The organism is Psychrobacter sp. LFX-11D (assembly GCF_904846475.1).
In the GTDB taxonomy this organism is placed as follows: Bacteria; Pseudomonadota; Gammaproteobacteria; order Pseudomonadales; family Moraxellaceae; genus Psychrobacter; species Psychrobacter cryohalolentis.
On record NZ_CAJHAV010000009.1, the window covers coordinates 115,507 to 128,747 of the forward strand.

Annotated in this window: 10 protein-coding genes; 8 read left to right on the forward strand and 2 right to left on the reverse strand. The window is 42.4% G+C overall.

Annotated features, from left to right (window positions below):
* Positions 1–39 precede the first annotated feature (39 nt).
* Positions 40–2,199, reverse strand: a complete 2,160-nt coding sequence (fadB, locus tag JMX75_RS08415; protein WP_201531981.1) for a fatty acid oxidation complex subunit alpha FadB — start codon at positions 2,197–2,199, stop codon at positions 40–42.
* A 740-nt stretch (positions 2,200–2,939) separates the two neighbouring features.
* Between fadB and JMX75_RS08420 the strand changes: the two genes are divergently transcribed.
* From JMX75_RS08420 to JMX75_RS08430, 3 genes are all read left to right on the forward strand, one after another.
* Positions 2,940–3,947 (forward strand): polyprenyl synthetase family protein, encoded by a 1,008-nt coding sequence (locus JMX75_RS08420; protein WP_201531982.1) that lies wholly within the window; start codon positions 2,940–2,942, stop codon positions 3,945–3,947.
* A gap of 72 nt (positions 3,948–4,019) precedes the next feature.
* The gene (locus tag JMX75_RS08425) at positions 4,020–4,838 is read left to right on the forward strand and encodes a DUF72 domain-containing protein (protein WP_201531983.1); all 819 of its coding nucleotides are present in this window, start codon (positions 4,020–4,022) and stop codon (positions 4,836–4,838) included.
* Positions 4,838–5,614 carry a hypothetical protein gene (locus tag JMX75_RS08430; protein WP_201531984.1) on the forward strand — a complete coding sequence of 259 codons (777 nt, stop codon included), beginning with the start codon at positions 4,838–4,840 and terminating at the stop codon, positions 5,612–5,614. Before JMX75_RS08425 ends, JMX75_RS08430 begins: the two co-directional genes overlap by 1 nt.
* Before the next feature lie 92 nt (positions 5,615–5,706).
* Here JMX75_RS08430 and JMX75_RS08435 read toward each other — a convergent pair whose 3' ends face one another.
* Complete coding sequence (locus JMX75_RS08435) at positions 5,707–6,336, reverse strand: superoxide dismutase (RefSeq protein WP_201531985.1); 630 nt, start codon at positions 6,334–6,336, stop codon at positions 5,707–5,709.
* 457 nt (positions 6,337–6,793) lie between these two features.
* On the opposite strand from JMX75_RS08435, the gene rdgB reads away from it, so the two are divergent.
* The 5 genes from rdgB to JMX75_RS08460 all read left to right on the forward strand — a co-directional run bounded on the left by rdgB (position 6,794) and on the right by JMX75_RS08460 (position 13,192).
* Positions 6,794–7,456 carry an RdgB/HAM1 family non-canonical purine NTP pyrophosphatase gene (rdgB, locus tag JMX75_RS08440; RefSeq protein WP_227673072.1) on the forward strand — a complete coding sequence of 221 codons (663 nt, stop codon included), beginning with the start codon at positions 6,794–6,796 and terminating at the stop codon, positions 7,454–7,456.
* 446 nt (positions 7,457–7,902) lie between these two features.
* Positions 7,903–9,246 carry a trigger factor gene (gene tig, locus JMX75_RS08445; protein ID WP_011514543.1) on the forward strand — a complete coding sequence of 448 codons (1,344 nt, stop codon included), beginning with the start codon at positions 7,903–7,905 and terminating at the stop codon, positions 9,244–9,246.
* Between the two features lie 407 nt (positions 9,247–9,653).
* Entirely contained in the window at positions 9,654–10,349 is a 696-nt protein-coding gene (clpP, locus tag JMX75_RS08450) for an ATP-dependent Clp endopeptidase proteolytic subunit ClpP (RefSeq protein ID WP_133104853.1), read from the forward strand.
* 133 nt (positions 10,350–10,482) lie between these two features.
* Positions 10,483–11,757: an ATP-dependent protease ATP-binding subunit ClpX gene (clpX, locus tag JMX75_RS08455; protein ID WP_201531986.1), complete on the forward strand. Its 1,275-nt coding sequence runs from the start codon at positions 10,483–10,485 to the stop codon at positions 11,755–11,757.
* Positions 11,758–12,208: 451 nt separating this feature from the next.
* Positions 12,209–13,192, forward strand: coding sequence for a c-type cytochrome (locus JMX75_RS08460; protein ID WP_201531987.1), 984 nt, complete (start codon positions 12,209–12,211; stop codon positions 13,190–13,192).
* The last annotated feature ends 49 nt before the right edge of the window (positions 13,193–13,241 follow it).

Here is a 13,241-nt window from a genome sequence, read left to right on the forward strand (position 1 = left end):
AGCATGTGTACTGCACTTCATCCTAGTAATGACTGCCTATTACGCGATAGCGTAAAAGGTCTCGCCTGCTGCTGCCATATCGCGAATTTTTTGCGGGGCTTCATAGGCTTTGCCAAGGTATGCGTATTTTTCACACAATGCCAAGTAATTATCTAGACCCATTTGGTCGATATAACGGCAAGGTCCACCGCGGAACGGCGGGAAACCAACGCCCATAATCATCGCCATATCGGCTTCTGACGGCGTGCTGACGATATTGTCTTCTAGGCAACGTACGGTTTCATTACAGAAAGCCAGCATAGTGCGGTCGATGATCGCTTGATCTTCAAACGTTTGCTTGTCGCTATCAGTCGTGGTTTTTAATAGCTCATAAGTCGCTTCATCAGCCACTTTCTTTGGCTTGCCGCGCTTGTCCATTTCATACTTATAGAAACCAACGCCGTTTTTCTGGCCTAAGCGTTTGTTTTCATATAAAAGCTCAATCGCGCCTTTATAATCAGGCTTCATGCGGTCAGGGAAACCTTCTGCCATCACTTCAGCACCGTGTACGCCAGTATCCAAACCGACCACGTCGATTAGATAGGCAGGACCCATCGGCCAGCCGAATTTTTCCATGACTTTATCGACATGAGCAAAATCAGCACCTTGTTTAAGTAGCAAGTCAAAGGCACCAAAGTATGGGAACAATACACGGTTTACCAAGAAACCTGGGCAGTCATTCACGACGACAGGCACTTTGCCCATTTTTGTGGCCAAAGCAACGGTCGTTGAAATAGCTTCTTCAGAAGATTTTTCACCGCGAATAACTTCTACTAGCGGCATACGGTTTACTGGGTTAAAGAAATGCATACCAACGAAGTTTTCTGGACGCTCAAGCGCTTCCGCCAAGAAAGTAATAGAAATCGTTGAGGTGTTTGACGCTAGGATACAATCGTCTTTAACCAAGCCTTCAACTTCTTTTAGTACCGCACGCTTCACGTTTGGATTTTCTACAACTGCTTCGATGACGATATCAGTTTCAGCAAAATCACCATAGTTTAGCGTTGGGCGGATACGACTTAACGTTTCGCCCATTTTTGCTGGGGTCATTTTGCCGCGATCGACCATTTTGCCAAGTAACTTGCTGGCTTCACCCATACCAAGGTCTAATTGCTCAGACTTGATGTCTTTCATGATGATTGGCAAGCCTTTGCTGGCTGCTTGATAAGCGATACCGCCGCCCATGATACCAGCGCCTAGTACTGCCGCTTCATTGATTTCATGTGCTTTTTTGCTGTGCTGTTTGGCTAACTTTTTAACCAACTGATCGCTTAAGAATAAACCAACCAAGCTTTCTGCTTGTGGGGTTTTCGCCGCTTTTGCAAAACCTGCCGCTTCTACTTCAATCGCTTTATCACGTGGTAAGTTAACGTGTTTTTCGATAGCAGCGATAGCAAGTGCTGGCGCAGGATATTGCTTAGGATTGGCTTTGGCAAAGATCATACCTTTTGCACTATTGAACGCCATCGCTTGCTCAAGCTGATTTAGCTTAACAGGAACGAGCTTTTCTTCTCGTTTCGCTTGCCAATCAAGCTCACCTGAGATACATTTTTTGACCAAATCAATGGCAGCATCTTGCAAGTCATCAGCAGCAACAGTCGCATCAACCAAGCCTAGTTTTAGTGCATCGAGTGCTTTCTTTGGTGTACCAGTCGCAATCAGCTCAAGCGCATTATCAATACCAATGACACGCGTACTACGAACCGTACCACCAAAGCCTGGGAAGATTCCCAATTGAGTTTCTGGTAAACCGATGATGGCTTTGTCGCTCATGACGCGGTATTCACAAACTAAGGTCATCTCACAACCACCGCCAAGCGCTGCGCCATTGATAGCAGCTACTTTCGGGAAAGGCAAATCTTCAAAGCGATTGAAGGCGTCATTGATATTAATAACCCAATCTTTGATTTCTTCTTCTGATTGCTTAAAAGAAGCCACAAACTCTGTGATGTCCGCACCAGCAATAAAGACGCCTTTGCTTGACGTGACGATTAAGCCTTTAATGTCATCTGCTTTTTCTAACGCATTAACGACTTCAGCAAACTGCTTATTGGTCTCAGTGTCAAACTTGTTCACGCTCTCATTTTCGGCGTTGTATTGCATGTTGGCGATGCCATCCTCTAGCATTGTCACCGTAATGCGATTTCCTTGGTATACCATTTGGAACTCCTTGCTATATAACGAAAGCTACGTTTTAAAATTAAAATAAATAGCCAGTTATTGTTAGAAAAATGGGTAATAGCACCGCTAATCTGCCCTTTCATCCTAATCAACAATAATGACGTCATTGTGATAATGGTGATAAAAGTGAGCCAAATTAAACGGTGAAGATATCTTTATTATCTAGCGCTTATGCCTGTACCTTTATAGCTATGTACTGGTGTTCTATGTACTTATATTATATTACTACTATTGTCGCTATTGACTGAGATTTGGTCTTATAGTCATTTCTCGATTGATAAATGGTGTAAAACCTCAGTTATCAATCGCTAGACCAATTTCACGCCAATTAGTGTAGGGGATTATGCCCCCGACTGTCACAAGCTAATACCATACTCGCAAGTCACTCTTAAATCCACAGCAGCCCTTTACCTGACTAGCAATCTGCCTTAAGTGATTGTTTGTATACTGGAATCAGACCGTGGTGATTAACCTTTAAATGCAGCCTCTTATCAAAACATATTTAACCACTAAGTTAAATCGCCAATGCGTAACGAGGGCTTGTTGCATTATTTCATGCCGTTTTTCATATTAAGCTTTCTGCTTTTGATATCAAACCTTCTATTTTTAATATACAACTTTAAAAAATACATTAGGGATTATGCATGTGGCATAAGGAATATAATCTATCATGTTACACTAACGATATTTTTATTATTCACCTGATAGAAGGTTGGGTTATGTCTGTTTCTTCTACGTCGAGCGTTGTTCCTATTAGCTTTATCCCTTTTAATAGCACAGAGCAGTTTCACCATGAGGTGCGCGCGCAATTAGCCAAAGATATCGAAGTGTTATTTGATTATGCTGAGCTGCCAAGCCCGCTGCTTGACGCTTGCCGCTACGTAATGACAGGTACAGGGAAATTGGTACGTCCGCTACTGGTTGCCAGCGCTTTTTCCAGCACTTATAGACATAATGACACAATCACCGATAAAGACAATGCCTTGGCATCTTTGTTAGAAAACGACTCAGATTATGATATGTGCCGCCGTGCAGCGTTGGCGGTGGAGCTGCTGCATACTTATTCGCTGGTGCATGATGACTTGCCATGTATGGACGATGACGAGCTGCGCCGTGGTCAACCAACCGCTCATATCGTCTTTGAAGAATCGACCGCCCTGCTCGCTGGTGACGTATTACAGACGCTTGCTTTTGAAGTATTGACTGCGGAGCTGCCAACCTTTGCGCCTTTTGATTCAGCTATCGCAAGTCAGTTATTTGCTATCTTTGCCCCGCGTGCACGGCGCATGGTATCGGGTCAAATGCTTGACCTTAATGCTGAAGCCAGTAACGACATCTCACAAGATGATTTAGAAGCCATTCACCGTGATAAAACCGGCGCATTAATTGAAGCGGCGATGTTGATGGGCGGTATCTGTGCTGGCGCGACGGCTCCGCAGCGCATGGCTCTACAAGAGTGTGCGCAGCATATAGGTCTAGCCTTTCAGGTACAAGACGATATTTTAGACGTCACCACCAGTACCGATACGCTTGGCAAACCTGCTGGCAGCGATGAAAAATTAGACAAATCTACCTATGTAAAATTGATGGGCGTTGAGCAGGCAACCAGCTATGCGCAATCACTATTTGATGACGGGCGTGCAGCCATTTCTCGTGAGCTTGACGACAGCTCAGACACTGATGCGCTGATGGCACTTATCGAATGGCTTTGGGCACGTAAGAAATAGACAAATAAGAAATAAGCTTAGAAACAACACGCCCAATCTTTTAATCATTGAAAACAGCAAAGGGTGATCAACATGGATAGTGCCCCTACTCCGCGTATTTACCTCGGTACTGGCGGTTATAGCGATACCGATTTACTCGGTACGCTTTATCCAACGGGTACCAAAAAAACGGACTTTTTACGTGAATACGCCAAACAATACGGCGCAGTTGAGATTAATAGTACTTTTTACGCACCCATTGGACAAAAAGCCTTTGCAGGTATGGTCGATAAAGCCTATGTGCAAGCAGACAGTGAGTTGAAGTTCGCGGTCAAGCTGCATCAAGACTTTACTCATGCGCGTAAGGGCACTAGCGATCACGCGCAAGCGTTTCTTACTGCCCTCACACCACTGATCGAAGCCAATGCGCTCGCGCCATTACTGCTGCAATTCCCACATGGCTTTGACCGTACCCGCGAGCATCGTCTATATCTGGCAAACCTTGTCAGCTGGTTTCAAGATTATCCACTAGCCGTTGAGTTTCGCCATAATGGCTGGCATACCCCGCAAGTGGTTGATAGTTTTGTTAAACAAGGCTTGATTTGGTGTAGCGTCGATTACCCCAAAATCAGCGGTCTTCCACCATCACGATTGATATTCACTCAGCGCACGGGCTATCTGCGTATGCATGGCAATAATCTAAACTGGTGGGATGCGATGAGTGCCGCTGACCGTCATGATTATCGTTATAGCGAAGCGGAGATGCAGGACTGGGCGCAAGCGATTGCCAATCAGCGTCAGCATTTTGATACGTTATATGTTTTCTTCCAAAATACGGTCAACGCGCATGCTTATTATAATATTGCGATGCTGAGAGAGGCGTTGGGTAAGTTTGGGTTTGAGGTGCTGTAATGTCGATAAGACTAGCGAATTTAATTGGTTTTTTTCGGTCTCATAAAGAACCAGATCATGAGCAAGCAAAAGCTATTCAGCTTTTACAAACGATGCAATGGTCAAAGTTATGTTGGGATGCAAGTTGGGAAGATACTATCGAGCTAGAGGATTTACTACCAGAAGTTGGAAAAACATATCCTATAAAACTCGAAGAAAACGAAGATTTTACTCAAGATGGACAAGCACTCATATTATGGCAACCGCCTCATTCCGATCTTAATGGCTGGTACGACAAGCGTCCTTCTGAAATTTTGAAGTCCTATGTTATAGAAGGCATTTTAACCGATCGTTACTCAGATCATGAAACCCGTGAAATAAATTTTAACTTTAAAGTCAGCAAACGTTCAAGTCTAGTTGATTACTTCTTTGAAGCGCCTTTAAATAGAATATCTTCTTTATCTTCGGTCGGTCAGGGTGATGGTTCTTCAAGAGTTCAATGGCAAGATGCTCAATATATTCAAAAATACTCTTTAGGAAAGTTTTTATATCTTAGCGGATCAGAGGGCGAGACTGGTTTAGAGCTTATCCTTTCATGTGAAGAGAGCAAGATATGTATTCATTATTCGGCAACGCTACATTATCCTGCTCATTACGAAACCGTTATTACCAAACATTATTTAGATAGAAAAGAGCAGAAAATAATTGAAAGTATAATTGATAAAGCTACTGAGATAATTGATACCTCAGACAAGTACCTTACTGATACTCAGATTCTTGGCGCTGAGTACTGGTAGTTACTTTTAGTTACTTTTAGTCAAATTTCAAACAAAAAAAAGGACGCCTCTCAGCGTCCTTTTTTATTAATCAAAATCTTAGTCGTTAAAGATTACTCTTCAACACCAGCATCTTGACCTTTATATTTTGCGTTTGCGTAGTCCCAGTTCACTAGTTTGTCTAGGAACGTATCAACATAGTCAGGACGACGGTTACGATAATCGATGTAGTACGCATGTTCCCATACATCGCAAGTCAATACCGCGATTTGGTCATGTGCAAGTGGCGTGTCAGCGTTAGCTGTTTTGGCGATAGACAATTTGCCACCGACTTTATCAGCGACTAGCCATGCCCAACCAGAACCGAACTGAGTCAATGCTGCGTTTTTGAACTCTTCACGGAACTTGTCATAGCTGCCGAAGTCTTCTTCGATTTTAGCTTTTAGATCGCCAGTAGGTTCGCCACCGCCGTTAGTTGGCGTCATGCAATTCCAGTAGAACGTGTGGTTCCACACTTGGGCTGCTTGGTTAAACATCCCTTGCTTGCTGTCGTCTTTAGCTATTGCTACGATGATTTCTGACAACGTTTTGTCTTCTAGACCAGAACCTGGTAGCAACTCGTTAAGCTTAGTCACGTATGCATTGTGATGCTTATCATGATGGAACTCTAAAGTTTCAGCACTGATGTGCGGTTCTAAAGCATCTTTTGCATATGGTAAGTCTGGTAAAGTAATCTTTGACATAGTTATTTTATCCTTGCTGTTTTAGCTGTTATTTTATGGAAACTGAATTTTACGCTATTTTTAACACGCAAAAAACCCTATAAAATAGCTGGCTAAATTGGCTGAGTTTATTGTTTGAAATGAATTTTATCGATTAATACATTGTATTGCTGAACACAGTATCACGTATTATTATGAATCCAAAATTAACTATTATTCTTTTCTTGCTCTTGGCTCAAAAGCCAAACACTTGACTTTGTCAGCCTTTATTAACCAAATATTCACAAGCTATAAGATATAATTCACTGTAGCTTGGCATCTATTATAGCAATAGTGGCGACAAATACCAGTTACCAAATGTTATGCACAGCGCAATCAGTATTGCTTGTGAACAGCAAACAAAAAAATTATAAAAATAGTACCTTAATATAAATCACTATTTTTTGTTTAGATCTAACGACACGACGGAATATTCTCTATGAGTGCTATCAATACACTACACACATCGCGACCCTTGACCCAATCTACATCTCACAAGCAATGGGTACTCGCCAGCAATAATAAAGGCAAGCTTGCTGAGTTCACAAGACTATTTTCGGAAGCAGATTTGGATGTGACAGTAATACCACAAGGACAGCTCGATATCGACGATGCGATTGAAGATGGCTTGAGTTTTATCGAAAATGCCATTATAAAAGCCCGTCATGCTAGCCGTATTAGTGGATTGCCTGCGATTGCCGACGATTCTGGACTTTGTGTGCCAGTATTGGGTAATGCACCCGGTATTTATTCGGCGCGCTATGCCGGTGAGCATGGTAACGATAGTAAGAATAATGAAAAGCTTATCGCTGACTTGCAGCCTATCCGCGCAGCACAGCCTGATACTGCTATTAAGAGCATGTTCGTTTGCGTACTAGCGATGGTGCGCCATGCTGATGATCCGCTACCAATTATCGCGCAAGGTTTATGGCACGGTGAGATTTTAGAGTTGCCACATGGTGAAGGTGGCTTTGGTTATGATCCACTGTTCTGGTTACCAGAGCTGCAGGCGACGGCTGCAACCCTCAGCGCTGCGGATAAAAATAGCATCAGCCATCGCGGTCAGGCGATCAAGCAGTTATTGGCGCAATTGCCTTTATAAGACGCTTATCTCTTGTAGTTATCCAATTTGATGCCATTTAATCCTCACATCAGTAAATCAGGCGTAGACATACAAGACGTACTTTAAATGAGATGACTGATATAGTAAATTGATACCGCGTAAACGACAAAACAGATAATTTTTACTTTAATAAACAGATAGATTATACTGTTCTACTTTTAAAATTTTGTTGAAAGCCGTTAATTGTCTGTATTATTCGCCAAAAAGCGTTATTATGCGACCTATTGACGGTTTATTATTGATATTTGATAGTATCGACTAAGATTAAACATGTCGTTTTTCAGAGCCAGCAGCGATTGCTAAAGGCATTGATTTGAGAATGACTTGCTATCACTATCCCCTATTTATTCCAACGGCAACCAGTCATAAACGCCCGTATTTTGAGGCATGGTTGTCTATTATTCAATCCTAAAGGTGTAATGATCATGGCTACAGATTTACAAGTCACAACCAACAAGCTATCTAACAAAGAAACTCAGTTAACGGTTAAAGTACCCGTTGAAAAGATTCAAAACAAAGTTGAAGGCCGTATTCGCCAAGTAGCGAAAACTGCCAAGATTGACGGTTTCCGTAAAGGTAACGTGCCTATGTCACATATCCGTTCACAGTACGGTGCTGGCATTCAACAAGAAGTGATCAACGACGTTATTCGTGATACCGTTTTTGAAGCGATCAAGTCTGAAGACATCCGCGCCGTTGGCATGCCGAATATCGACGACGTAAAACTTGAAGATGATTTCTTGGTTTATCAAGCCACTGTTGAAATCTTCCCAGAAGTTGATGTACAAGGTATCAATGAGATCGAAGTTGAGCGTCATACCGCCAAGGTTGATGAAGCTGATGTTGACACTATGATCGAAAACCTACAAAAACAACGTGAAGAATTCGTTGAGAAAAAAGGTAAAGCGGACAAAGGCAATCAAGTCACTTTTGACTTTGAAGGCTCTATCGATGGCGAGAAGTTCGAAGGCGGATCTGCTGAAGACTTCAAATTGGTTATCGGTAGCAATCAGATGATTCCTGGCTTTGAAGCAGGCATCAAAGGTATGAAAGCTGGCGAAGAAAAAACCATCGACGTGACTTTCCCAGAAGATTATCAAGCTGAAAACTTAGCGGGTAAAGAAGCTCAGTTCAAAATCAATGTAAAATTGGTTGAAAAATCTAAGCTACCAGAAATTGACGATGCATTCCTTGAGCTATTTGGTGTTAAAGAAGGCGGCGTTGAGAAGTTAAAAGATGACGTTCGCAAAAACATGGAACGCGAAATCAAAAATGCTGCTCGTAGCCAAGTAAAGCAAGCAACATTTGACGCTTTGTTAGAAAAGAACGAGTTTGACGTACCTAATGCTATGCTAGAGCAAGAAATCGAGCGTCAACGCAACATGATGATGCAACGTTTTTCTCAGCAGTTCGGTGCGAATGCTGATAGCTTCGATAAAGATATGCTACCAAATGAGTTATTTGAAGAGCAAGCACTACGTGCGGCACGTCTTGGCATCATCGTTGCTCGCGTTATCGATACTAAAGGTCTAGAAGTTGACCAAGCTCGCGTTGAGACGTTCATCAAAGAAGCGGCTGAAAACTACGAAGATCCAAGTGAGGTAATCGAGTACTACACCACTGATAAGCAACAGCGCGCGAACATTGAGTCTGTTGTACTAGAAGACCAAGTGGTTGATTATCTAATCGAGCAAGGTAAAGTAACTGACAAAGAAGTCAGCTACCAAGACCTATTAGCTGCTCAGCAACAACAGCAGCAAGCAATGTAATCTAGCTAGCTCTTTGCCATTAACTGGTACTGACTGCTAAGATTGCTCTAAAAATGCCCTGACAAATTTGTTAGGGCATTTTTATTGGTGGCTTATATGCTATCTTTATGGATAGATTATAGACAGTACCCTTGATAAGTACGCACAAACGCCCTATTAATAGGAAGTCATTTATCATTTGTCACATTAAAAAGTTACTATTACTCTGATAAAAAAGTTACCATTAGCTCAATTATTTTAAGCTAATAGCCTTTATTACTGCTATTTATCAACTATTGATGCGATACCCGTCTCATTTAGCGTAATAGGTTTTATTATAAACCGACAATGTTTACAATGATAAACACCAATAAAAATTTAACGATTTTCTACTTTTTATCTTCTATCTTTATAAACAGGATATTTTTATGACAGATTATGATCGCATCACTGCCAACCCGCATTTTGATATGCTGATGAGCGCACACACTACTGCCCAGAGCGCACAGTATAGTCAAAGCGCAACCCAAGCAGCATTAGTTCCTATGGTAGTTGAGCAATCAGCTCGCGGCGAACGCTCGTTTGATATTTTCTCGCGTCTACTACGTGAGCGCGTTATCTTTTTGACCGGTCAAGTCGAAGACCATATGGCCAATCTTATTGTGGCGCAGCTGCTATTTTTGGAAGCCGAAAACCCTGATAAAGACATTCATTTATATATCAACTCACCAGGCGGCTCGGTCAGTGCTGGTTTGGCCATTTTTGATACGATGAACTTTATCAAACCTGAAGTATCAACCATCTGTATGGGCGGTGCGTATAGCATGGGCTCATTCCTGCTGGCTGCTGGTGAAAAAGGCAAACGCTATGCCCTAGCCAATGCTCGCGTCATGATTCATCAACCTTCAGGCGGCGCGCAAGGTCAAGCAACAGATATCGAAATCAATGCACGTGAAATCCTAAAAACTCGTGCGCGCTTAAACGAGATTTTAGCTGAGCGTACGGGTCAGCCAGTAGACAAAATTGAAAAAGATGTTGAGCGTGATTATTGGTTAGATGCTAAAGAAGCCAAAGAATATGGTCTGATCGATGAAGTATTAGAACGTCGTCCTGCTTCTTTATAATAGCCAGTCTATGAGCAGCTGTATCGATGTAGCTAGTAGCGCGGCTTATGCTTAAGTGCTCTATATTAGACACTTAAACGTTGATACACACATCAGAATATTTATAAGTATAAAATTTTAGGAGTGCCTGTATATGGCAGAAGATAACACCCCGCAGTGCTCGTTTTGCGGCAAAGAAAAAAGTGAAGTGAAGCAGCTGATTGCCGCTGACGATGCCAATATCTGTAATGAATGTATTGAGCTATGTACAGACCTTATCGCCGACAGTGACGAACATGGTGATGACGATAGCGATATTGATACCTCTTGGGTCAATAAAAAACTGCCAACACCAAAAGAATTGCGCGCCAAGCTTGATGAATACGTCATCGGTCAGGATGCTGCTAAGAAAGCCTTGGCTGTTGCCGTTTATAACCATTATAAGCGTCTAAAAGTTAGCCAAACTTTAGCCAATGATAGCAAAAAAGCTAAAATTGGGGCTGATGATGCAATGGTAGAATTGGCAAAGAGTAATATTTTGCTGATTGGTCCAACAGGTTCTGGTAAGACTTTACTTGCGCAAACGCTAGCACGTCTACTTGATGTTCCTTTTGCGATGGCGGATGCCACGACTTTGACCGAAGCCGGTTATGTCGGTGAAGACGTTGAAAACATCGTACAGAAGCTATTACAAGCATCAGATTATGATGTTAGTAAAGCGGAGCAAGGCATCATCTATATTGATGAGATTGATAAAATCAGCAAAAAAGGTGATAACCCTTCTATCACGCGTGATGTGTCGGGTGAAGGCGTACAGCAAGCATTGCTAAAACTTATCGAAGGTACGGTCGCGGCTATTCCACCACACGGTGGTCGTAAGCATCCGCAGCAAGAGTTGATCCAAGTAGATACCAGCAATATTTTGATTATCGTTGGTGGTGCATTTGCCGGTCTTGATAAAGTCATTCAGCAGCGTACTGAAAAGACAGGCATTGGCTTCAATGCTGATGTCAGCTCAAAAGACGATAGTAAACGTAGCTCAGAGCTACTACAACAAGTAGAGCCGGAAGATTTGATCAAGTTTGGACTTATTCCGGAGCTTATCGGTCGTCTTCCAGTACTTGCTGCGCTTACAGAGCTAGACGAAGATGCATTGGTTCAGATTTTGACGGAACCTAAGAACGCCTTGGTTAAGCAGTATAAGTATCTGTTTGATATGGAAGGCGCTGACATTACGTTTACTAAAGAAGCACTTGATGCGATTGCTAAAAAAGCGATGGCACGCAAAACCGGTGCTCGTGGACTGCGCTCTATCGTTGAAAATGCTCTGTTAGAGACGATGTATGAGCTGCCTTCTATGAAGGATGCTAAGACCGTACTCGTTGATGAGCAAGTGATTAACGAAGGCAAGACGCCTGAAATTGCTTAACTGTTAACTTGCTACATCACTCGTTTTAATTAGCGAAAAGTTAGCTAAAATTTAAAAAAAGCGCTCAAACATGATCTATGTTTGAGCGCTTTTTTATGCTACATACCAGGACTTCAGTTCAAAAGAAGCAACGAAACACTGATGTTTTGGCTTCTGTTTTCAATTTTAAAACACTTTACGTATTTGTATTTGATACACTAATGTTACTAGCAACCTACCGCTTCATTCTTTGTTATATTTCAATTGCTAGAGTTAGGCTGCTGAGCAACTAAGATTGCATCAAAGGCTCGATATTACGTGTTATTTTTATGCTGTTCTAAAGATTATCCTTATTTTTACTGCTCTTAGCCTTTTACTGACACAAAATATCGAGTTGGTTTTACCATTATGGCACCTAAACTAGCATATAAATTTAAATTTCTATATTACTTTTTAAAATAAGGATATTCCTATGAAAATGCTCCCATATCCTAAGCGCTCCGTTTTGATAGCCACTGTGTTTGCCATTAGTGCTGTCGGTATTACTGGTTGTAGCGATCACACTGAAACCAAAGCCGTTGACCGTGTCGAAGAAGCGGCAGCATTGGCACGAGTAAAAGATCTCGAAGCACGCGCTGAAGTGATTAAAAGTAACATGCCAGCTGCCAATGACATGACTGCGACCGCAGGTGGCACTGATACGGCAAGTGGCAAGCCTACTATTAAGATGCCAGATGAATCTACGATTCCAGATGATGAGTTTGGTGCCGCTGTGCGTCGCGGCTTACAAATTGCCAATCACACTTATAAAGAGATGCCAAATAACGTTGGTAATCAACTGAACTGTACCAGCTGTCATCTTGGCAATGGTTCAGAGGCTTATGCTGCGCCTTGGAACAATATGCCCAGCATCTATCCTATCTATCGTACGCGCGCAGGTCGTGTCAATACGATACAAGAACGTATTAACGGCTGTTTTGAGCGTTCGATGAACGGTAAGGCACTTGATCTGGGTTCAGATGATATGAACGCGATGGTGGCTTACATGAGCTGGTTGTCACAAGACATGCCATTTGGCGTATCGCCTGAAGGTCGTGGTTTTGTCAAAGTGGATAAAAACCTCGAGCCAAACACTGATAATGGCAAAAAGCTATTTGCAGAGAAGTGTAGCGTTTGTCATGGTGCAACTGGTGAAGGTCAGTATAACGACGATGGCACTTACGTTTATCCTGCTGTCGCTGGTGAAAAGTCCTTCAATGATGGTGCTGGTATGGCACGTACCTATACGGCTGCGGCATTTATCAAAGGCAAAATGCCCTTTGGTCAAGGCAATACGTTAACTGACCAAGAAGCCGTCGATATTGCTGCTTACTTTACTCACTTGCCACGTCCGGTAAAAGCCAATAAAGACAAAGATTGGCCAAAGGGCGACGCTCCTAAAGATGTACGTCGCTAATTTAAAAATGTTATAAATGCTAGAAGAATGAAAAGCCCAGCTACCTTAG